We start from the raw sequence: 21,403 nt of genomic DNA, 5'->3' as shown, positions 1-21,403 counted from the left end.
TCCTTGTCTTTGCGAAGTTGTATGTAAACTGAGCCCAGGGCTCCTTAACTCGCTGTTCAACAAGGGTGCTCCCCGCGTGAGCGGGGATGAGCCCCGGGCCTTCATCGCATCAAACCTAGTCGTGGTGTGCTCCCCGCGTGAGCGGGGATGAGCCGGCGCCAAGTTGTATATCCAGACCGTTTCGTCAGTGCTCCCCGCGTGAGCGGGGATGAGCCGTAGTCATGTGTCTAATAATGCCCTTGACCTGCGTGCTCCCCGCGTGAGCGGGGATGAGCCCAAGTGCCGGCCGGTGGCTCGGTCCGCACGATGGTGCTCCCCGCGTGAGCGGGGATGAGCCGGCGACTGAGGCTGTGGCTAAGGCTGAAGCTGAGTGCTCCCCGCGTGAGCGGGGATGAGCCTGCGGCTAAAGGCGCCAAGTTGTATATCCAGACGTGCTCCCCGCGTGAGCGGGGATGAGCCCACGGTCTCGACCTGCTCGGCGACCGCGCCGGAGTGCTCCCCGCGTGAGCGGGGATGAGCCGGGAAAAGAACCGTGCCCAAAATAATTGATGCTGTGCTCCCCGCGTGAGCGGGGATGAGCCGGTCACCGGCACGGGGATATGGCGGGCGGCACGGTGCTCCCCGCGTGAGCGGGGATGAGCCGTGCCGGCCATGCTGTTAATACCAGCAAGACCGGTGCTCCCCGCGTGAGCGGGGATGAGCCCACCATCATTGGAGTTCTCCGCGGTCTCGCCGGGTGCTCCCCGCGTGAGCGGGGATGAGCCCCTACCCGGGGTCTGCGGAGCTGATTTATGATTGTGCTCCCCGCGTGAGCGGGGATGAGCCGCTGGAGAATCAGCGCGACGCGCTGAAGTACCAGTGCTCCCCGCGTGAGCGGGGATGAGCCCGCCAGCATTGCCTGCAGTTTGAATTGGTCCCAGTGCTCCCCGCGTGAGCGGGGATGAGCCCGCGATGGCTAAGGCGGGCAAGCTCGACAAAGAGTGCTCCCCGCGTGAGCGGGGATGAGCCCCCACCCCGAGCTGAAACCCCAGTTTGCTACCGGTGCTCCCCGCGTGAGCGGGGATGAGCCTCAGACGAAGCCCCCGTCGGGGTAGTCATTGAGGTGCTCCCCGCGTGAGCGGGGATGAGCCGACCACACATCCATGCTGGCGTCGCGGGGGCGAGTGCTCCCCGCGTGAGCGGGGATGAGCCCCATGCCGGGCAAACACCGTCTCAACCTGCTCGGTGCTCCCCGCGTGAGCGGGGATGAGCCCCCGCAGGATTTAGGTAACCCGTATTGGGCGAGGTGCTCCCCGCGTGAGCGGGGATGAGCCCGGTACAGGCACCCAACGATTTTCGGGGATACTGTGCTCCCCGCGTGAGCGGGGATGAGCCCAAATGGCTTTGAAGCTTGTTAGGTCTGGCCCGGTGCTCCCCGCGTGAGCGGGGATGAGCCGCCGCCCCACTAGCGGAGGAAGCAGCCGCTGATGTGCTCCCCGCGTGAGCGGGGATGAGCCCGATCCACCTTGAACTCAACATTCGACAGACCAGTGCTCCCCGCGTGAGCGGGGATGAGCCGGCACCTACGTTATTGCTGCCCAGTCGGGAAACGTGCTCCCCGCGTGAGCGGGGATGAGCCGGAATACTCACAGCCTGTCTCCCTATCTATTCTGTGCTCCCCGCGTGAGCGGGGATGAGCCCCCACGGCCACGCCCACAGGGCGGGCGGGGCGAGTGCTCCCCGCGTGAGCGGGGATGAGCCGTGTCAACCCGGTATTACATAATTATTCTTCCTGTGCTCCCCGCGTGAGCGGGGATGAGCCGCGCCGGTTTAAACCGGTGGACACCACTATCGAGTGCTCCCCGCGTGAGCGGGGATGAGCCCTTCACCGGTCGTGCCGCGACTGCGCGCAGACCGTGCTCCCCGCGTGAGCGGGGATGAGCCCAATCGCACGCCCCATAAGTCGGATCGTCATGGGTGCTCCCCGCGTGAGCGGGGATGAGCCCCATCATCGTCTCGACCATGGGCACCGCCGCGAGTGCTCCCCGCGTGAGCGGGGATGAGCCGTGGAGTGGTTCCAGTCGCCGGGCGGGTCGAAGGTGCTCCCCGCGTGAGCGGGGATGAGCCCTCGTTTGTGCAGGTGCGGAAGCTTCTGCCTGGGTGCTCCCCGCGTGAGCGGGGATGAGCCCCGCATCCAGGTTCATCTCCGCAACCTCAACGTGTGCTCCCCGCGTGAGCGGGGATGAGCCGGACCACGGCACCGGCCATCAAGATTGGACCACGTGCTCCCCGCGTGAGCGGGGATGAGCCCTTCCATGACGCCCACCTCAAGGTGCGGTTGCAGTGCTCCCCGCGTGAGCGGGGATGAGCCCGCAAAACCCAACAATTCGCGAGGGTTATACGTGTGCTCCCCGCGTGAGCGGGGATGAGCCCCGGCGCGCTATCGCGATGGAAGCCCTGGGGCAGTGCTCCCCGCGTGAGCGGGGATGAGCCGGTACGCCCGAACGGTAGCGGTTTGATTACGACGTGCTCCCCGCGTGAGCGGGGATGAGCCCCTCAACGACCGTGACTTAGCAAAGATTCTTGGGTGCTCCCCGCGTGAGCGGGGATGAGCCGGGTGGCGTGTCCGCGGTGCGCGAGCGGCTGAAGTGCTCCCCGCGTGAGCGGGGATGAGCCGAAGAAACTCGATTGTGGTGTCAACCGGCTTAAGTGCTCCCCGCGTGAGCGGGGATGAGCCGAGATGACTTTTGAGATTGGCGACACCGAGGACGTGCTCCCCGCGTGAGCGGGGATGAGCCCCAACATTGGTGAACAGGCCGAAGATTTTGCCGGTGCTCCCCGCGTGAGCGGGGATGAGCCCCCACCCACGCAAAGCGCGGCCAGCTCGTCATCGTGCTCCCCGCGTGAGCGGGGATGAGCCGCAACCGGCCAAGAACACTGGAGGGAGTAGCGTGTGCTCCCCACGTGAGCGGGGATGAGCCCACGGTCAGGCCAGCAACAACCGCCGTAATCGCGTGCTCCCCGCGTGAGCGGGGATGAGCCCTGCCAGCCTGCCTGCAGCAGCCCCTGGAACCAGTGCTCCCCGCGTGAGCGGGGATGAGCCCGTATATCGACTGATAAAGAGTACCTAACTGATGTGCTCCCCGCGTGAGCGGGGATGAGCCTCCCCCACTTTCTCGACTCGTACGCTCGCTGTTGTGCTCCCCGCGTGAGCGGGGATGAGCCCTCGCACACGGTGATGACTGATGCTGAGGCTGAGTGCTCCCCGCGTGAGCGGGGATGAGCCGGAAAAGAACGATGGATCGCACGATGGCGCGACGTGCTCCCCGCGTGAGCGGGGATGAGCCCTTTCGGGTAGACCCAGGGAAAATCGGGGTAGCGTGCTCCCCGCGTGAGCGGGGATGAGCCGAGAGAGGAGCACTCGTGGAGTGGTTGTTGCAGGTGCTCCCCGCGTGAGCGGGGATGAGCCTCCGACTGTGAAGGCGCAGGCGGATCTTAAGGCGTGCTCCCCGCGTGAGCGGGGATGAGCCGTCAGAAGCGCCTTCCTCATCATCCACCGCGTGGTGCTCCCCGCGTGAGCGGGGATGAGCCCTCGGCGGCTGAGAAGGCTGAGGCGGCTAGGCAGTGCTCCCCGCGTGAGCGGGGATGAGCCCAACTCCTGGAAGAGGCCGCACAAACCGGAAAGGTGCTCCCCGCGTGAGCGGGGATGAGCCCACTTCCCACAGTTGCGCGACAAGTGCTTTGAGGTGCTCCCCGCGTGAGCGGGGATGAGCCCGAAATAGAAATGGTCTGCTTCTGGCGTGCACGGTGCTCCCCGCGTGAGCGGGGATGAGCCGGCGCGTGCTGAGGCTTTCCAGAAGGAGCTCAGGTGCTCCCCGCGTGAGCGGGGATGAGCCCTGGGGTGACTGCTCTGGTACCACGTCGGCGTTGTGCTCCCCGCGTGAGCGGGGATGAGCCCGCATCCGGTGCTCCTGAGCGTGTCCTTGACCCGTGCTCCCCGCGTGAGCGGGGATGAGCCCCAGGCCCTCGTCCGCGAAGGCAAGACCGTCGAGTGCTCCCCGCGTGAGCGGGGATGAGCCCACCAACACCGACACAAGCACCGCATATGAATCGTGCTCCCCGCGTGAGCGGGGATGAGCCCGGCCCGACGCGCTTGTCTTTCGGCAAGGTGAAGTGCTCCCCGCGTGAGCGGGGATGAGCCGTACTCCCGCGCCAAAGTAAGACTGACCGCTAAGTGCTCCCCGCGTGAGCGGGGATGAGCCCAACGAATCTTTACACCCCGCGTGTGGCGCTTAGTGCTCCCCGCGTGAGCGGGGATGAGCCGTCCATCGTCGGCGCGATTGTGGATCTGATCCAGTGCTCCCCGCGTGAGCGGGGATGAGCCCCCCCACGTACCCAATGAATGCAGCCAACAAGAGGTGCTCCCCGCGTGAGCGGGGATGAGCCCGGCTGGAACACGTACTGGTCCACGAACTCCCAGTGCTCCCCGCGTGAGCGGGGATGAGCCCAAAAAGAGTATCCCGCTGGCGAACGAGGATGGGTGCTCCCCGCGTGAGCGGGGATGAGCCGGTTCGCGCCTGATGGGTCGACCCATACCAGGTGTGCTCCCCGCGTGAGCGGGGATGAGCCCGAGCCCGAGCCCGGCGGCTGGCATACCGTCACGTGCTCCCCGCGTGAGCGGGGATGAGCCGGCCCACCATGAACAACTACGATTCCCACGATTGTGCTCCCCGCGTGAGCGGGGATGAGCCCCCGGCCGTGTCCGCCCCGCAGTGGCTCGGCCAGTGCTCCCCGCGTGAGCGGGGATGAGCCGGACAACTGGGTCGGGGGTGAGGCCAAACTCAGGTGCTCCCCGCGCGAGCGGGAAATACGTGGTTCAGGAAACTATTCCTTTCGAAAAAGCAATTCCTTGCTCCTCATGCTTTTCAATGTTGGGGGTTCAATTTTCATGCTGCCTCTGTAGGCTTGCTTTCGGAACCGCAATACAGTCATCGAGTACCTCCTGTTGCGCTAGGGTCAGTATCTGTGATTCAGGACGTCGACCCGCTCATCCATTCCCTGTACCAGGTCTTTGACCTCATCGGTGTGGTACTCAACGGCATCATCGGTGGCACGATTGCGCGCCGCAGGAAATTCGACATCATTGGTTTCGTCTTTCTGGCGCTCTTTTCGGCGCTGGCGGGCGGCATGATTCGTGACATGCTGATCTCTCATGGCCCAGCAGCCGCTATCTCTGATCCGTGGTATCTCACTCTGGCATGCGTGGGTGCGCTCATTGCTTTCTTGATGGACCTCAAGGGCAAGGTCTGGGAGATCTTCCTTGAGCACGCGGATGCTGTCATCTTGGGTGTGTGGTGCACGACTGGCTGTGTGAAGGCGCTGGCCTACGATATGCCTTTTATTGCCTGCGTCTTCTTAGGCGTTCTGACCGCAGTGGGCGGCGGAATGGTGCGCGATGTTGCTTCCGGGCAGATTCCCTCGGTCTTTGGCGGCAGCCCGCTGTATGCCGTGCCGGCGGTACTTACCGGAATCGTGATGGCTTCCTTCGCACACTTCGATAAGTTTGCCCTCGGTATGATCGTCTCGCCCTTCGTGGGCTTCGGCCTGGCAGTTACGGCGTATTGGCGCGGGTGGGTGCTTCCGCGAGCAGGTGTAGCGCCCCTGAACTACACTGCGGCGCAGGTGGCATCGATTGCGCGGAGGGCCGAAATCAGGGGCTTTAGACGGGGGCGGAGAAAACGTAAACATTAGGCGTTTTACGCGCGGATAATGGTGTTGGCTTCTTTACTTAACTGCAGGTATTTGAGCATGATTTAAGAGGTTGAGGGATTGTTCACCAAGCGCTATGGGGTATGATGATTATGAATCCGGCGATAAGTCCTCCAGGGGAGGACTTCCTACCCCAATAGGTGGGATAGCCGGATTCAGTGGCTCAGGGCGTCCCCAAGGGGTAAAGACGCTGCGCAAAGTGGGTTTAATGCAAGGCTCATACCAAGTGCATGTTTTGCCCTCCAGAATTCTCTGTGTGGCCCATAAACCGTAGTCCGCAACTTGTAGGCCCCAGGAGGATTGAGCGGTCCAAACGCAGAGAGTGATGTTGCGATCGATTTGTTGACACACTTCCTCAACGGCTTCGTAGGCTGCACGACGTATACCTTTGGTCCCGAATTCCGCAACGACAACGAAAAGCTCATCGCCAGGAGCGGCAACCCGTGCCGCAATTTCCTTGAGGTGAAGGTACCAAGCCATCTTGTAAAGACGCATAGGGCCCGCGTCTTTTATTGTCTGGTATGCGTTTGCTTTGTAGAGGAACGTCGTGTCAAATCGCGGTCCCTGTCGCTTTATTTCTGCAAACATTTCGCTTCTGGTTCGGTGAGAGTCATCGCAAGCATGAAACCCCCTCGTCAGTTTTATGCCTGCTTTGGAGCCTTTGGCTCTGAGGTGCAGCCCACCCAACAAGTCGTCTCCGTGATTATCGGAGCAAAAGGTAGCGGTTCCAAAACCGAAGAATGTGGAAGCCCCTCCTCCACGGGGATTAGGGCTGCCATGGTAATCAAGATTTCCCGTCTCGTCGGCGTATAGGTAGACGCGCTTGGTCAAATCGGCTCGCATTCTTATCTGGCGTAGTACTTGCCTGTTGATGGAGGAACTTACCTCCCTCAGGAGGCGAGTTTTATAGAAAGTGTGGGTATATCCGCCGTCAACATTGAACCATAGTCATCGGACACGTCATGCGAAGTTTTCGATTCCCGTATTACTGGCAAGAAACGGCACTAGAGATGGGACACACCCCCTTAAGCCCTTCAGCCTTAACCCTCCGCCATTTGCAACAGAAATATAGCCCGCCACCTGCGTAGAAGCAGGTAGACGGGCTATGCTAATCAGCTTCCCCACCAGGACTCGAACCTAGAATAGAATCCGACTTTCACCAGGCTAAACCGCCTTTCCACCACCCTCCTGACGGAGAACTGACGGAGCTTGAGAAATATCCACCACCTCCGCAATCATCCCATCCATCGTCTCTGCCACCTCATCCAGCATATCCGGGAACAAATCCGCGTACGTATTCAGCGTCTCCGCCGCATCCGCATGACCCAACTGAGTCTGCACCACTTTCACGTTCGCCCCCGCATTAACCAGCAATCCCGCCGCCACATGCCTTAGCCCATGCGGCGTGATGCGCTCAAACGCGCGCGGCTCCGGCAGGCCCGCAGCCTTAGCCTCATCAATAGCCTGCTTCGCACTCGCCTGCATCCGCTTCACCGCACCATCAAACCATGTCCGGTGCCCAGGGGAATGCATCGGCGTGCCATCCCGCGTCTGCCAAATCAACTCATCCCGCCTACGACCAGAGGCGACCGCGAGCACCTGGTCCATAACAGCCTTCGGCACCGCCACACTCCGCCGTTTATGGTTCTTCAGCGTCGTGTTGAAATGCCACCTCTTCTCGTTATCCAAATACACCGCATTCCGGCGCACATGGATACGGTTATTCAGCGGATCCAGGTCCCTCGGCCGCAGTGCCGCGAGCTCACCCCAACGCAGGCCTGTCGTACCTAGCAGCATCACAATCTCACCGTGGCGCACACACTCATCCGCGAGGTCTTTCAGCTCCTGCATCGTCAGATACACGTGCACCGTCTTCACCTTCCGTGGTAGTCGTACACCGCGTGCGACGTTCTTCTTCACCCGCTGGTCTTTCACCGCGACATCCAAAATCTGGCACAGAACACTATGGCAGTTGCGTACCCATGAAGGGGAGTAGCCCATACCGGATACCCACCGCTGTACCTCGCGGTGCGTGATGTCCTTGACCTTCCGGTCACCCCAGTAGGGCTTTACGGTGCCGCGCCAGATGGTCAAGTTCATATCCGTGCTTGAGGGCTTGAGTAGCTCGTTGAGTACGAGCCAGTCCTCGGCGACCTCATGGAGCTTTGCCGCGCCCTTAGTGGGGTCGACCCAGTCACCATCGGCAATGGACACCGCGTTACGGCTGGCCCATTCTTCGGCTTGGGGTTTGCGTTTGAAGCCGCGTTTTGTGGTGTTTTTGCCGTCTGGTTTTACGTAGTCGACGCGGTAGCGTATGCCGCGCTCTGTCTCGTACGGCTTGATGGATGCCATATGATAGACACGTCCTTCCTAGTTCATGGTTGGATATTCCGGTCCTGGTGCTCGCGACTTCCACATGTTGAGCGCCAGGGCCGATCTTGCTTTATGCTGTTGCTGGGCCCACATCCCCCCGGTTGGGCCTAGGGTGCCTTCGCGTATTGAGCTCAGCTCCGCGAAGGCATTCCTACTCTCCGCACCCGTAGTACGAGTAGCTGCCGTCCTCATTCATGGTCGCGCCCTCACAGCCGAGGTCCTCGGCAATGCCGTCGGCAATGTCATCGGAGCTCACCGCTTCCGGCGCGGGTGGGTCAAGTGTTTCAGTGTCGATGTCGAACTCCTCGGCCAGGGCGTCCGCCATAGCGCCATAAAGCCCGTCTTGTAGCTCTTCCAAGGTGTTGAATGGGCCCATGCATCCGTTCGGCGTGTTGTACTCGGGAACCTCCGGGTTGCCTTGCGGGGTGGCTTTGTCGCATAGCCAGTAGCGGCCTTGGCTGTCTTGGAAGCGGTTGACGCGGTCGGCGTTGGCGCCTTGCTGCTGCATGTCTGCTTGTGCTGGGTAGTCGCCCGCCGGGACTGGGTTGTTTTGCTCAGTGGTGGTCTCTGACGAAGTGGCGATGGTGCTGCTGGTCGTCGTTGAGGTCGACGAGGTGGTGCTAGTCGTCGGCGCGCTAGTGGCCGTCTCGTCACTGTCGCCAGGCGCACCGCACGCGGACAGGGGCACCGCAAGGGCCGCGATGAGAGAGATGGCGAGCTTTTTCATGCTGATTGCCTTTCGTAGAGGGATTGCCACGTGGTGGCGAGGTGGACGGTGACCCCGAGCTCGTGCGCTATCGCGGACAGGCTAGGTCCATGGAGTTGCTCGGCCAGTGCGTACTCGATAGGGCTGATGAGCAACCGCGCGGCGAACTCGTCGGCCTGGCGCTCCTGCCTCGTACGGATCCAGCCCGCAGCTGTCGGGTCATGCCCGGAGATGAGATGCCCAAGCTCATGGGCGAGCGCGCACCGGCGATTCACTGGGCCAAGCCCACGGCGAAGGCTGATGTGCCTGCCGCCGTAGTAGCGGCCTTTCTCGCCCCCGGTGTGCTCGGTGAGTGTGACGCCGAGGGCTTCGGCGAGGGCATCAGGGTCCATCATGGTAGTTATCATCTCCCGGCTCTGGCTCAGTATCACTGCTGTCGGCAGCATACGGACGCGCATGGACATCGCTGTCAGTGCTGTTCGAACGCGCATCGTCGAGGGAGGCGACGGGGGCGATGCTGGGGTCCAGACCGATGACGTCATCGTCGGTGTCGTTGCCGAAGAGGTAGCGGGCCTCAGGGTCGGAGCGGCGCATGATTTCGTTGAGTAATTGCTGGTTGGTTGCGCCTTCTAGTGCTGCTTCGACGCCATACTCGTCGATAGCCGAGGAAGTGATGAACCCGAGGGCTAGAAGGGATTCAATCTCGTTGACCCCGTAGGCGCGGGAAATGATGATGACGAACTCGGCAGTCGTCTTGCCGGCTTTCGCGTGGCGCAGCAGCGTCGCTTTCGAGATGTCGGAGTGGTCGGCTGCCTGGCTGACTGTGGGGGAGCCAGGAAGTGCGTTTAGCCATTCTTGAAGTTCCATAGGTTCATTATGAACCATGTGTAAAAACGTGTCAAGCGCTGGGAAATTATCAAAATGAATCTGAAGGGGTTGACATTGAACCCATCTAGGTTCATAATGAATCTTGTCAGGTTCACAAGGGCCTCGACCAAAAACTTGAAAACCACATGGAGGTAACTACATGGCTGTCACACCGCCGCGGTTCACCTTCCGCCCCGGAGCACTCGACGCAATCATGCGCTCACGCAACGTGCAAACGGAGGAGCAGCTGGCCTTACTCATCGGAGTCCGCCCCGAAGACATGCCAAAGCTACGCGCCGGGGCAAAAGTGACCGCAGAACTCGCACTGCGAGTATCCGCCCTACAAGGCGACAAAAGCTACATCGGCGCCTGGTTCGACCAGGCCGAGCCCGCCGCCGCATAAGAAAAGGCCCAGCGCTGCAACGCCGAGCCAAGAAGAAAATCAATCTCTCACCACAGGAGTCTACACCCATGCACCGACCCAGCGAACACCGCGAACACTTCCTCAACCTCTACCTACGCCTCACTAAGACGCCGCCCTTGGACCGGGGTTGGTGGTACCGCGGCGTCCATCACGCATAAGGAGGCCTGCAGTGAGCACCCCATATTTAGAAGCATTCATGCTCGGCTACCTAAAAGCAGCCTTCAAAGAGCACCTCAGCTCGGACCTCGTCGATGAGCTATTCGCCGAAGCCGCACGTGCTGCTCTCAGCGCAAAAGCGGTACGAGATTCAAGTCAACCGCAAAACTAACAGCCCGACTTAGCAGGCAGGGGAGTGCAAGCCTCCCCACGGGCACCAGGCCGCCGAAGTCTTCCTGTCCCAGGGGATAGGGCAGGAACTCGGCCGGCCGCGATGAATGAGAACTCAATAGTGAAGAGCGCCGGAAGATACCGGCCCCGTGAGCATGGTTCATAGATTGCGACGACCGGGGCGAACCGCGAGGTAGGCACCCCAACGTGGTTGGGAGGGAACGAGCGGCGCTGACATAAATACCAAGCCCAGAACGGAACACGAAATCATCACTTATTGCCTACAAGCGGGTGGCTGATTCCTTGCAAGCACCGGGGTTCGACTCCCCGGCTGGGCACCAGGGGTTGTAAAGCGCTAGCTCCCGTCGGAGGAGAGATGGAGCGTCAAGGCTGTAACCGGGGTGGGGTGGCTTTCCGTCGCACCCTTTCCGGCCCCACCCTTTGGCACTGCACGCCTGCAACCCCACCACAAACCCCCACTACAACTACATGAACTAAGGAGCCCCAATTGAACCGCCTTCTTAAACACTTTTTTCAAAGTCGCCACCGCAAGTCACGCCCCCGCACCTTCTGGGTGGTATGGCGATGAACACCAAACAACTCATGGAAATGGTTGAGGCTGTCCTCGGCAAGCGAGTCGCCAACCTCACCGTCGCCCAATTCGCCGCCATTACCGGCCTATCGCACCGCACCATCCGCCAGGACTGCGCCGCCGGACGCCTACCCGCATACCAAAGCGCGGTTGGCACCCCGTACCTCATCCACTACACACACCTGACCCGATACATGGAGGTCAACAATGCCGCCTAACCACAAGTTCGAAATCCCGTTCGACCAGGCAGCCCGCGAGTTTTACGAGATTGAGGGCCGCTACCGCGCCCTCCTACTCGTCACCCGACTGCCGGAGGGCATGCGCAAACGCATCCTCGACGCCGCCAACTACGCCCGCCACCTCGCCATCCTCACAGAGAAAGAAGCAAAGAAAAAATGACCACCACCAACCGCCCACCACGCACCACACCGGATACGCGTCGTGTTGCCTACTGGCAAGACATCGCCGCGAAACGCACAAGATTGGCCTGGGCTACCGGCATCCTCGGAATGCTCATCGGCTTCATCCTGCATGCGTTTCTTTCAATGCCGCCGGTGTGGATGTAACCATGCCTCTCATCGGATACACCAGTACGCACCCATCCCGTGAGGCCAGAAAAATCGCACTCGCACGACTCGAGGGAGAAATCCTCGATTGGATGCACGACCACGGAGATATTTTCCCGCAGCTGCGGGACAAGTGCTTTGAGATGGAGCAGCTTATCGATACGGAGCGCGCTTCGCTGTGAGAGAAGACCGCCTCATAAAACCCACTCTCGACAACGGCCGCTGGTGGGCCAACATCCCTAAACGAACACCGTTTAAGACGCGCGCAGCAGCACTCGATGCCCTCCTCGCATACCGCCGAGAAACGAAGTGCCTTTACCACGGCTGTTGGAAGGAAGGCACCGACGACCCCGACCTTGGTCGGGGCTTCGTTTCTGCCCAGGGCATGCGCGCCTTGCGCACGCAATTCTCAACCTAAGGACCGCATGAATTCTCCATCACAAATGCCCATGCACATCAACCCGATCGCGCCTATCTACCCGCCCCGTAGTCGCCTCGACGACCTCATCGACCAGGCCACCACCACCATGCAGGCCTACCTCGCCGCAGGACTCACCGAGGACACCGCCCTCGCACTCACCGACATCACCCTCGACCGCTTCGACCAAGGAGCCCAACCATGACCACCAACAACGACCGCAACACACTGCGCCGCTGGGCAGCAGCCAAACACATCACCAAAGCCCAACTCGAAGACCTCATCGAGAAGGGATACATCACCACGCTGGAGGACGGGTCACGCCGCCTGACCGTCCACGGCACCAACCTCATCACCGGAAAGGACACCAACAATGACCTGGATGAATAAGGATTTAACCCTCGACCTGCTCGCCATCGGTATTGATACTCTACAGCGCACGTACGACCGGATTAAGCAGGAGCCGGATAGCGCGTCACCGTGGCCGCAGGTGGAGAGCCTGCAGGCCGCGCCGGGCCCGGTAGAGCAGCAGTCGCCACAGCCGCAACCGCAGCCGGAGACTTCGGAGACCTCGGAGACTTCGACAGAACCCGAAGCCCAGGACAATGCTCTGCTCCACGAAGCACAGACCATCCTGCGCCACATCAGCCTCACGGAAGGCCCAGCATGGATCACCGGCGAACTCTTCCCGCACTTCGGGGTCAAGACACTGACCGACGTGCCAAAGGACAAACTACAGGAGCTCATCGACATGGCCACCAAGCACAAGGAGACCATGGATGAGTAACTACCAAGCCCTCCTTGCCATACCTGATTCCGTTGGTGATGAGGAGCTTGCGCACATTGAGGACGTCATCAATCAAGTCGGCATCACCCACCTAGAAGACAGTGATGGGGCCATCCGGCGCATTGCCGGCCACCTCAACAAGAAGAGCATCCCGCTGGCGAACGAGGACGGCACCGGACCGAAACGCCTGTCCTTCGGCAAGGTGAAAACACTGGGCACCATCGAAGAGGACAAGCCCGAGACCGCGGGGCATGCCGGGCGTGCGCATGCTGTCCTGTCCGCCTCCAGCGCGCACCGCTGGCTCAACTGCACACCAGCCCCCCGGCTGGAAGAACAATACCCGGACAGCAGCTCTGACGCCGCGGCCGAGGGTACCGCAGCCCACGAACTCGCGGAACATAAGCTCCGCAACCTCCAGGGCCTGCCCAGCACGCTCACCAGCACCGACTGGATATCTGAGGAGATGGACGACTACACCGACGACTACGTCGACAATGTGGTTGCTGAGCTCGACCGGGCGCAGAAGTCAAGCCCTGCCGCGTTCCTCGCTATTGAGCAACGCCTCGACTTCTCCCACATCGTGCCGGATGGTTTCGGCACTGGTGATGCCCTCATCGTCGGTGATGGCACCATGACCGTCATTGACCTCAAGTACGGCAAGGGCGTGGAGGTGTCCGCTGTGGGTAATCCGCAGATGCGGCTGTACGCCCTGGGCGCGCTCACCCAATTCGGAATGATCTACAACATCGACACCGTGCGCATGGTGATATTCCAACCCCGTCTAAACAACATCAGCGTCGACGAGGTCAGCGTGGCGGAGCTTGTGCAGTGGGCAGACATCGTGGTCAAGCCCCGCGCCCAGGCCGCCATCAATGGGGAGGGGGAGCTCACCGCGGGGGAGTGGTGCCGATTCTGCCGCCACGCTCCGCAGTGCACCGCATTGGCGGCTAAGTACTTCGCCCCCATCCCCAAGGAAGCGGACGAGGTGACCCCGGCAGCGCCCGCGCCGGAAACACTCACCGACGACCAAATAGCACAGATTGTCACCTGGTCTGGGGAGCTGAAAAAGTGGCTATCCACCGTGGAAAAGTTCGCCTTGGATAAGGCCAACAGTGGGCATGCTTACCCGGGCTTGAAGCTCGTGGAAGGCCGCTCCGTGCGTAAGTACACGGACGAGGCGGCGGTAGCCGCCGCGGTCGAACAGTCCGGCCACGACCCCTACGAGAAGAAGCTGCTGGGTGTTACTGCGATGACGAGGCTGCTGGGTAAGAAGCAGTTTCAGGACACGCTCGGCGACCTCGTCCACAAACCCGCGGGTAAGCCCACGCTGGTGCCCGAATCAGATAAGCGCCCCGCGCTGGCAGTAGCCACACCAGAGACCGTATTCCAACCACTAGAAGGAGCAACTAATGACTGACCAAGAAGCCGCGTACCGCAAGATTCAATCCGTCTTCAACCCGACAGGGGAGAAGTTCGGAGACGGCCCGGAGCCGGAGCCGGACTACCCGGACGCCGCCTAACCCCATTTTTGCCGCTGGTCGATAGACGATTAACCGGCACCACCCACCACCCACCCAATGTTCCAAGGAGGAACCACCACCATGGCCATCACCAACCGCGACGCCACCTTCCCCGCACGCCTCAGCTTCAACGACCTCTTCACCCCACGCGCACAAGCCGAAGGCGCAGACCCCAAGTACCAAGCGGTCCTCCTCATCCCCAAAACCGATGAGAAGACCATCGCCACCATCAACGCCGCCATTGATGCCGCCGTCCAAGACGCCGTCACCCGCGGCACCATCAAGCAGGCAATTGACCCCGCCATGACCCAGTACCCGCCACTGCGCGACGGCGACCGCCCCAAGAACAACGGCGAACCCCGCGGCGACGCCTACCAAGGCCACTGGTTCATCTCCGCGAAGGCACCCGAGTCTCGCAAGCCGTTCATCGTTGACGGCAATGTGCGCCCAATCATTGACCAGTCGGAGATCTACTCCGGCATGTACGTCAACGCCGCCGTCCAGTTCTACGTGTACTCCAACTCCGGCAACGTCGGTGTGGCCGCATCCCTGAGCGGTATTCAGAAGGTTAAGGATGGTGAGCGCCTGGGCGCTGAGCCCACCACCGCGGAGGATGTGTTCTCCGCGCTCGGCGGCGGCGCTGCTGCTGCGTCTCCGAACCTCGGCTTCTAAACCACTATCGCCCCTCGGCACCTGCCAGGGGCCTCAAACTTCCACACGACAACTCAATAAAGGACCCATTGTGAGAAAAAGGCTCGCCCCATACCTGTACGCCACGATATGGGTCTACACCGCCGCGCTCTGCGGCTGGCGACTCAACGGCAACGACGACCTATTCAGCATTCTGTGCAACCTCGTCATCCTCGTCGGGGTCACGCTCGTGGCGTACGGCACCATCCAAGAAAGAGAAAACCAATGACCGCTGATGATTATTGGGAGCGGGTGCGTGACATCCGCAAGGACGACCAGATTCTGTACGACGAGCGTTTCACCCCACCATCGGAGAACCCCAACAACTGGCGAAACAGGCAGCGTGACCCCATCATGCTCGGCCCTCGTGACGAGTTCCTAGTCATTGGTGCTGTGCGCTACGCCCGGGGGCGTGCCACCTACGTCGTCAAGGAAACCGTGGACTGGGTAATCCGCCACTGGCACCAACTCTCGGACAACACCAGGTATGTCATCGCCCGCGACGTGGCGGAGGAATGCGATTACCGCGACAACACTCCCCGCAGCGTCCTCAGTGAAATCGACGACCCCGACTGGCAACGCCTCTACAACCACATCAAGGACAACCAATGACCAACCCATTCTCCTGCATCGCCAACGACACCGCCCGCTATTTCACCCACCAGGGCATCAGCTGTATGACGCAGCTGGGGCCGTTCAGCATCAACGGCTACATCGAACTGCCAGAAAACCACCCGTGGCTTGATTTCCCTGACACGATTGAGGTGCACCCTGACATCGAAGTACATGGCGGCATCACCTACCACGAAGGTCGCGTCATCGGCTTCGACACCAACCATCTTGGGGATGGACACCACCCCGGCGCTGAGCACGCCTGCCTAACAGGCGACTCTCTGAACATCCTCGGGGGCATCCCCCATGTCTGGACATGGGAGGAAGTCGAAACGGAAACCCGCCGCCTAGCAGACCAAGTAAAGGACACCAATGCCTAACCCAACCCGCCAAGAAATCATTGAGGCGTACGACGCGCTAGAGAAGCTGTGTCAGCGCTTGCCTGCAACCCGCGCAGCCAAAGAACCGATCCTCCGCGCCCTCCCACCCAAGCCACACCCCACCATGGCCGAGGTCGAATGGGACGGCGATAAGCACTTCCTCGCAGAGGCGAACCATCCGACGTGGGGAAGGAGCACCATGCTCGGGCTGGATAAGGACGGGTGGATAGAGGTTATTTCCTGGGACGAGGACGGGCCAGCCATACACTCGGCCATCCCGTGTTACCTAGTCCCGACCGGAAAGCGCTACATGCTCACAGAGGTGCAGGAATGAGCATTCTCGCGATAATTCTTGCGGCCGTAGCAGCAGTGGGGTGGCTCGCCACACTCGGAACACTGTTATACGGGCTTGTTACCCGGCACCCACTTGCCGAGGGGATGTTTATAGCCCTAATCATTGTCACAATCGCAGCGGTAGGCGCTTGCACAGGAGCTGCCGCACTACTCGGATACGAATGGGGATAAACCAATGACTGACCTGAGTACCGCCAACCTGAAACGCCTCCTGGCTGAGACCACACCCGGCCCGTGGGAGGCGCGGGGATACTACATGGACGGCGAACCTCGCCCCGACGACTCACACCAAATACGCAGTGCAGATGGCGAGTACCTAGGCATCATGTATGCCTCAGACGCCATCCTCACCGCCGCCGCCCCACAACTCGCACAAGAAGTACTGCGGCTACGAGAAGAACTTATCGACTGGGCTAACGATGAAGCCCTAGCGCACAACGCCCTAGTGAAGCGAGCGCAAGAGGCAGGCGGCGCAGGAATCGTATCCACACGCGAGACCACCTATAACCGAATCTTAGAAATCCTAGGAGACCATGATGGATAACCACACCCGGGCCGCGAACATCATCGCCCACGGTATGAAAAACGGTGATAGCCCCGCACACATCACACGACACCTGGCCGACTACGGACTACTCGCAACAGACCTACCAGAGCCGTGCATCTACCCGGACACCGGGGAACATGAGTGGCACATGGAAGACGGCTACGTGAGCGTGGAGGACGGCATCATCCACGTCATCCATGACGAAACCGACGAAGACTGGGAACCAGCCGAGCTAGAACCTGACCCCGGTGAGCTTCGCTTCTCCAACACCACCAAGGGGCGGGAAACTGCCTACGCAATCCTCGCCGCCTGCGACTACAAGGACGCACAAGATGAGCAACTATGACCAAGCCCTCCGCGTGCTAGAGCAAGCCCGACGGCCCGGAGACCTCCGCATCCACCCCAATGATGCGGTAGAAGCACTCGCACAGGCGGGGCTGCTCATGCCAGAGCCGCCGGAGCCTGACGCATTAGACCGAAAAGGCTGGCCGCACTGGAAACTCCACGGCTACGGACCCCACAAAGACACTATCCACGTGGAATACCTCGCCGGGGGTGTATATATCAACTCCCCAGCCTGCTACATGAGCGCCCACCCCAAAGACGCCGCCGCCCTCGCCCGCGTAATCCACGCCGCCGCCTACTACCCGAAAGGATGGACACAAGCATGACACCGGAAGACGCCCGCTACTGGCTGGGGCACAGCACGCGCCCGCCCCTCATCCCGCCCTACATCGCACAGGAGGCATTGGAGACTATCGCCGCAATGGACTACCAAGAGGCGGACTACTGCCCACCCCGCTTCTACACCGTGGACGAACCCATAGAAAAAGGCCCCGACCTAGGAGACCACGTGACCCGCGCACGCAGACTAGTAGGCGAATGGGAGAAAGCATGAGTGCACTAGCCTTACAAGCAGCAAACAACCGCAGCAATAGCAGGAAATAGAACCATGCCTAACTACGTGACAAACCGTATCCGCGTCCGCCAATCCGACTGGGGCACTCTACTCGACGCCCTAGTCAACGAGGATTGGGAAGTGGACTTCACCAAGGTGACCCCGATGCCAGACTCCGTATACCAAGGCACTCTTTCCGGCGACGACTACACCGCCCCGGAAGGCTACACGGACACCTGGTACGCATGGCGTAAAAGGAAGTGGGGTACCAAGTGGAACGCCAAATACACCGATATTGACCATGCTAACCACGAGGTCAGATTTGAAACCGCCTGGTACCACCCATTCCCGGTCATCTACACGCTGGGGGAGCAAACAGGTATCCCACTCTATGTCCTGTACGCAGACGAAGACGACGGGAACAACCTGGGAGGATACATCCTCAACAAACACAGGTACTGGGCAGAGTTTCCCAAGGAAGGTAGCCCCGAAGCCGTCAACCTCACATCGCTTATTGATTCTGGCGAAAGCGTTAAAGACTCGTACGGGGCAGACGAATACACAGAGATATTCGAGCAGCACCCAGCGCTTGAGGAAACCTATGACCCGTGGGAGCGGTACGGCCTCAACCCACCAGACAAAGAACAGGAACAAGCATGAGCCGCTGGAAAGTCCACAAAATCGGGGACATGTGGGAAGCCCAAGACCGCAAGCTCAACATGTCCATAACCTTCAACCACTGGAAAAACGCCCTACACTACGCCAACACCAAAGCCAGAACCACCAGAATCCACATACCATCCGAAGTCTCATTCACCCCAGCACAGCTCAAACAAATCGAGACCCTACTCCCCCCCGCCATAGAAGGAGGGTGACCATCCACCACTAACCGCCAAGGCCCCGCACAACCACGTGCAGGGGCCCTTTTTCATACCCACAGCACCCCCATGGAGGAGAAACCAAATGAAAAACCGCGAACTCAAAATCGCCACCGCCACCACCCGCACCTCCTCCCACTGGACCAACCAACTCACCACCCTCCAAGACCTCACCGCACGCGCGTACGAGCCCATCATCGTCAACTGCACCAAAGACGAATACCGCAGCCTCGCCAAAGCGGAGAAGGACAAGCACAAAGATGTCGGCGGCTTCGTCGGCGGACACCTACGCGGAGGCAGGCGCCGCAAAGGCCACATCCTCACCCGCAGCCTCATCACCCTCGACCTCGACAACATCCCCAAAGACGTCAACCTCGCCCAAGCCCTGGCCGACACCCTGCCCTACGCCTGGCTCGCACACACCACCCTCAGCCACCTCACCACCGAACAACGCTGGCGCATCTGGGTATGGCTACACCGCGACATCACCGCCGACGAATACGGCGCCGTCGCCCGCAGAGTCGCCCAAGACATCAACCCAGGCCTAGCCTGGTTCGACCCCACAACCTTCGAACCCGAACGATTCTTCTACTGGCCCGCCACCCTCGAAGACGGCGACTACCACGTCGAAATCAGCACCCAGAAAGACATCCTCAACCCCGACGACTACCTCAACAGATACGACACCTGGCAGGACGTCACCACCTGGCCCGGCATCACACCCGACGACGCCAAAGCCATGCTCGGCACCACCAAGCTCGACGACCCGCGTACCAAGCCCGGCATGCTCGGCGCCTTCAACCGCGCCCACACCATCCCCAACGCCATCCAAACCTTCCTCGCGGACGTCTACAAGCCCGGCACCACCAAAGACCGCTACACCTACACCGGCGGCACCTCCAGTAATGGTCTCATCGTCTACAACGGAGGCCACTACGCCTACTCCCAGCACGCCACCGACCCCGCCGCCGACGGACACTCACACAGCGCATTCGACCTCGTCCGCATCCACCGCTTCGGCGACCTCGACACAGACACCGCGGCCGGCACACCAGCCAACAAAAAGCCCAGCTACACCGCGATGATGGACCTCGTCAACCAGGACGCCGCCACGCGCGCGGAGAACGCTAAAGCCACCGCCGCCAAAATCAACGACGTCTTCCAGCCCATCACCGAGGACCAGGCCGCGCGCGGCGAAGAAGACGATGCAACACCACCCGAAGAAGGGGAGGGAACCGCCGAGGCAGGGGAGGAGACCACCGACACCGCCGCCTGGCTAACCCAACTCGAAACCAAAAAAGACGGCGGCTTCAAAGACACCATCGGCAACTTCGAACTCATCCTCACCCACGACCCACGCCTCAACCACATCGCCTGGAACGCCCACGCCAACCGCCTCGAAATCCAAGACCCCCAAGCCCTCCCCTGGGACCAACTCACCCCAGGATGGACCGACAACGACGAAGCCATGCTCAAAACAGAGATCGCCCGCACCTACCAAGGCCTCTACGCACCCACCAAAATGCACGACGCCCTCATCTCCACCGCCACCAAACGCGCATTCCACCCCGTACGCGACTACTTCAACCACCTCCCACCATGGGACAAAACACCCCGCCTCGACACACTCCTCATCGACACCCTCGGCGCCGAAGACACCGACTACACCCGCGCAGTCACCCGAAAAACCTTCGTCGCCGCCCACCGACGCACCTTCCAACCAGGATGCAAATTCGACCAAGTCCTCACACTCGTAGGCCCACAAGGCGCCGGAAAATCCACCATCTTCGCCCGCATGGCCAACCCCTGGTTCTCCGACAGCCTCACCATCACCGACATGAAAGACAAAACCGCCGCCGAAAAACTCCAAGGCAACCTCATCGTCGAACTCTCAGAGCTCGCCGGCATGCGCAAAGCAGAAGCCGAACCCGTCAAAGGCTTCATCTCAAGAACCGAAGACAAATACCGGCCAGCCTACGGGCGCACCGTCGTCACCTACCCACGCCAAGGCATCATCGTCGGCAGCACCAACGCCGACGAGGGCTTCCTGCGCGACACTACCGGCAACCGCCGCTGGTGGCCCGTCCACGTCACCGGCCAAGGCTGGCTCGGCAAACCACACGACCTAGACCAAACCACCATTGACCAACTCTGGGCCGAAGCCCGTCACCGCGACAAGCAAGGCGAAAAACTCTACCTCGAAGGTGACCTCCTCCAGGCCGCAGAACACATCCAAGCCGAAAGCGTGGAGGCCGACGACCGCATCGGCATCGTCCAGGAATACCTCAACAAAGCACTCCCCGGGAACTGGGACGCTTTGCCGCTCAACGTGCGCCGCGTCTGGCTCGACGGCGGAGGACTACCAGACCACCTACGCCACGGCGGCCTCGCCGACGACTACTACACACGCACCAGCGTGTCGAAAATCGAAATCTGGGCCGAATGCTTCGGACGTAATCCGGAGGACATGCGCAAGATTGACTCTCATGAAATCACCGCAATCCTGCGGCAGATAGACGGGTGGGAAGACAGTGGGTTACAGCGCAGGCTGCCAATCTACGGCAAGCAAAGAATCTTCCACCGCACAGAAGTGGGAACAAACGTTCTAGCTTAAGAAGTGTGGAACAAAGGGTGGAACATTGCTTTGTTCCAGCTTTGTTCCGGGTGGAACAAAGAAAAAGATTGTTCCACTTTGTTCCACACTTTGTTCCGGGGT

The 21,403-nt window shown here is 60.8% G+C and carries 26 protein-coding genes and 1 CRISPR repeat array; of the genes, 22 read left to right on the top strand and 4 right to left on the bottom strand.

Annotated elements, in window-relative coordinates; genetic code table 11:
* Positions 1-65: 65 nt before the first annotated feature.
* Positions 66-4,791: direct repeats of the CRISPR family, unit length 28 nt; unit sequence GTGCTCCCCGCGTGAGCGGGGATGAGCC.
* Positions 4,792-5,007: 216 nt separating this feature from the next.
* A complete protein-coding gene (locus FME68_RS04510; RefSeq protein WP_328287724.1) occupies positions 5,008-5,730 on the top strand; it encodes a trimeric intracellular cation channel family protein in 723 nt (240 codons plus the stop codon).
* A gap of 1,182 nt (positions 5,731-6,912) precedes the next feature.
* On the opposite strand, the gene FME68_RS04505 is transcribed toward FME68_RS04510, so the two are convergent.
* The 4 genes from FME68_RS04505 to FME68_RS04490 all read right to left on the bottom strand — a co-directional run bounded on the left by FME68_RS04505 (position 6,913) and on the right by FME68_RS04490 (position 9,694).
* Positions 6,913-8,100: a site-specific integrase gene (locus FME68_RS04505; protein ID WP_158396328.1), complete on the bottom strand. Its 1,188-nt coding sequence runs from the start codon at positions 8,098-8,100 to the stop codon at positions 6,913-6,915.
* Positions 8,101-8,272: 172 nt separating this feature from the next.
* Entirely contained in the window at positions 8,273-8,848 is a 576-nt protein-coding gene (locus tag FME68_RS04500; RefSeq protein ID WP_158396326.1) for a hypothetical protein, read from the bottom strand.
* The gene (locus FME68_RS04495; RefSeq protein WP_158396324.1) at positions 8,845-9,222 is read right to left on the bottom strand and encodes an ImmA/IrrE family metallo-endopeptidase; all 378 of its coding nucleotides are present in this window, start codon (positions 9,220-9,222) and stop codon (positions 8,845-8,847) included. Before FME68_RS04495 ends, FME68_RS04500 begins: the two co-directional genes overlap by 4 nt.
* Positions 9,209-9,694 (bottom strand): hypothetical protein, encoded by a 486-nt coding sequence (locus FME68_RS04490; protein ID WP_158396322.1) that lies wholly within the window; start codon positions 9,692-9,694, stop codon positions 9,209-9,211. Before FME68_RS04490 ends, FME68_RS04495 begins: the two co-directional genes overlap by 14 nt.
* Positions 9,695-9,854: 160 nt before the next feature.
* On the opposite strand from FME68_RS04490, the gene FME68_RS04485 reads away from it, so the two are divergent.
* The 21 genes from FME68_RS04485 (at position 9,855) to FME68_RS04390 (ending at position 21,301) form a co-directional block, all read left to right on the top strand.
* Positions 9,855-10,097 carry a hypothetical protein gene (locus FME68_RS04485; protein ID WP_070516771.1) on the top strand — a complete coding sequence of 81 codons (243 nt, stop codon included), beginning with the start codon at positions 9,855-9,857 and terminating at the stop codon, positions 10,095-10,097.
* Between the two features lie 190 nt (positions 10,098-10,287).
* The gene (locus FME68_RS04480; RefSeq protein WP_158396320.1) at positions 10,288-10,446 is read left to right on the top strand and encodes a hypothetical protein; all 159 of its coding nucleotides are present in this window, start codon (positions 10,288-10,290) and stop codon (positions 10,444-10,446) included.
* Between the two features lie 584 nt (positions 10,447-11,030).
* Positions 11,031-11,255, top strand: a complete 225-nt coding sequence (locus tag FME68_RS04475; RefSeq protein WP_070516769.1) for a helix-turn-helix domain-containing protein — start codon at positions 11,031-11,033, stop codon at positions 11,253-11,255.
* Positions 11,245-11,436: a hypothetical protein gene (locus tag FME68_RS04470; RefSeq protein ID WP_158396318.1), complete on the top strand. Its 192-nt coding sequence runs from the start codon at positions 11,245-11,247 to the stop codon at positions 11,434-11,436. The genes FME68_RS04475 and FME68_RS04470 overlap by 11 nt, the downstream gene beginning before the upstream one ends.
* Positions 11,433-11,603, top strand: a complete 171-nt coding sequence (locus FME68_RS04465; protein ID WP_158396316.1) for a hypothetical protein — start codon at positions 11,433-11,435, stop codon at positions 11,601-11,603. Before FME68_RS04470 ends, FME68_RS04465 begins: the two co-directional genes overlap by 4 nt.
* Before the next feature lie 2 nt (positions 11,604-11,605).
* On the top strand, positions 11,606-11,785 hold the full coding sequence (locus FME68_RS04460) for a hypothetical protein (protein ID WP_158396314.1): 180 nt from the start codon (positions 11,606-11,608) through the stop codon (positions 11,783-11,785).
* 243 nt (positions 11,786-12,028) lie between these two features.
* On the top strand, positions 12,029-12,226 hold the full coding sequence (locus FME68_RS04455; protein ID WP_158396312.1) for a hypothetical protein: 198 nt from the start codon (positions 12,029-12,031) through the stop codon (positions 12,224-12,226).
* The gene (locus FME68_RS04450) at positions 12,223-12,411 is read left to right on the top strand and encodes a hypothetical protein (protein WP_070516762.1); all 189 of its coding nucleotides are present in this window, start codon (positions 12,223-12,225) and stop codon (positions 12,409-12,411) included. Before FME68_RS04455 ends, FME68_RS04450 begins: the two co-directional genes overlap by 4 nt.
* The gene (locus FME68_RS04445; protein ID WP_158396309.1) at positions 12,404-12,808 is read left to right on the top strand and encodes a hypothetical protein; all 405 of its coding nucleotides are present in this window, start codon (positions 12,404-12,406) and stop codon (positions 12,806-12,808) included. The genes FME68_RS04450 and FME68_RS04445 overlap by 8 nt, the downstream gene beginning before the upstream one ends.
* The gene (locus tag FME68_RS04440; RefSeq protein WP_158396307.1) at positions 12,801-14,225 is read left to right on the top strand and encodes a DUF2800 domain-containing protein; all 1,425 of its coding nucleotides are present in this window, start codon (positions 12,801-12,803) and stop codon (positions 14,223-14,225) included. Before FME68_RS04445 ends, FME68_RS04440 begins: the two co-directional genes overlap by 8 nt.
* A 184-nt stretch (positions 14,226-14,409) precedes the next feature.
* A complete protein-coding gene (locus FME68_RS04435) occupies positions 14,410-15,000 on the top strand; it encodes a DUF2815 family protein (protein WP_195914087.1) in 591 nt (196 codons plus the stop codon).
* Positions 15,001-15,070: 70 nt separating this feature from the next.
* Entirely contained in the window at positions 15,071-15,247 is a 177-nt protein-coding gene (locus tag FME68_RS04430) for a hypothetical protein (protein WP_158396303.1), read from the top strand.
* A complete protein-coding gene (locus tag FME68_RS04425; protein ID WP_158396301.1) occupies positions 15,244-15,630 on the top strand; it encodes a hypothetical protein in 387 nt (128 codons plus the stop codon). The genes FME68_RS04430 and FME68_RS04425 overlap by 4 nt, the downstream gene beginning before the upstream one ends.
* On the top strand, positions 15,627-16,010 hold the full coding sequence (locus FME68_RS13180; protein WP_230308886.1) for a hypothetical protein: 384 nt from the start codon (positions 15,627-15,629) through the stop codon (positions 16,008-16,010). The genes FME68_RS04425 and FME68_RS13180 overlap by 4 nt, the downstream gene beginning before the upstream one ends.
* Complete coding sequence (locus FME68_RS13175; protein WP_230308885.1) at positions 16,003-16,344, top strand: hypothetical protein; 342 nt, start codon at positions 16,003-16,005, stop codon at positions 16,342-16,344. Before FME68_RS13180 ends, FME68_RS13175 begins: the two co-directional genes overlap by 8 nt.
* Positions 16,345-16,539: 195 nt before the next feature.
* On the top strand, positions 16,540-16,908 hold the full coding sequence (locus FME68_RS04415) for a hypothetical protein (RefSeq protein WP_158396299.1): 369 nt from the start codon (positions 16,540-16,542) through the stop codon (positions 16,906-16,908).
* Complete coding sequence (locus tag FME68_RS04410; RefSeq protein WP_230308884.1) at positions 16,898-17,257, top strand: hypothetical protein; 360 nt, start codon at positions 16,898-16,900, stop codon at positions 17,255-17,257. The genes FME68_RS04415 and FME68_RS04410 overlap by 11 nt, the downstream gene beginning before the upstream one ends.
* Positions 17,244-17,582 (top strand): hypothetical protein, encoded by a 339-nt coding sequence (locus FME68_RS04405; RefSeq protein WP_158396297.1) that lies wholly within the window; start codon positions 17,244-17,246, stop codon positions 17,580-17,582. The genes FME68_RS04410 and FME68_RS04405 overlap by 14 nt, the downstream gene beginning before the upstream one ends.
* Complete coding sequence (locus tag FME68_RS04400) at positions 17,579-17,809, top strand: hypothetical protein (protein ID WP_158396294.1); 231 nt, start codon at positions 17,579-17,581, stop codon at positions 17,807-17,809. The genes FME68_RS04405 and FME68_RS04400 overlap by 4 nt, the downstream gene beginning before the upstream one ends.
* Positions 17,810-17,863: 54 nt before the next feature.
* A complete protein-coding gene (locus FME68_RS04395) occupies positions 17,864-18,469 on the top strand; it encodes a DUF1281 family ferredoxin-like fold protein (RefSeq protein WP_158396292.1) in 606 nt (201 codons plus the stop codon).
* Between the two features lie 303 nt (positions 18,470-18,772).
* A complete protein-coding gene (locus FME68_RS04390) occupies positions 18,773-21,301 on the top strand; it encodes a virulence-associated E family protein (protein WP_158396290.1) in 2,529 nt (842 codons plus the stop codon).
* Positions 21,302-21,403: the final 102 nt, after the last annotated feature.

Origin of the sequence: Corynebacterium hiratae, from assembly GCF_009708045.1 — a bacterium.
GTDB classification, from domain to species: Bacteria; Actinomycetota; Actinomycetes; order Mycobacteriales; family Mycobacteriaceae; genus Corynebacterium; species Corynebacterium hiratae.
This window is presented reverse-complemented; position numbering and strand designations above follow the sequence as displayed.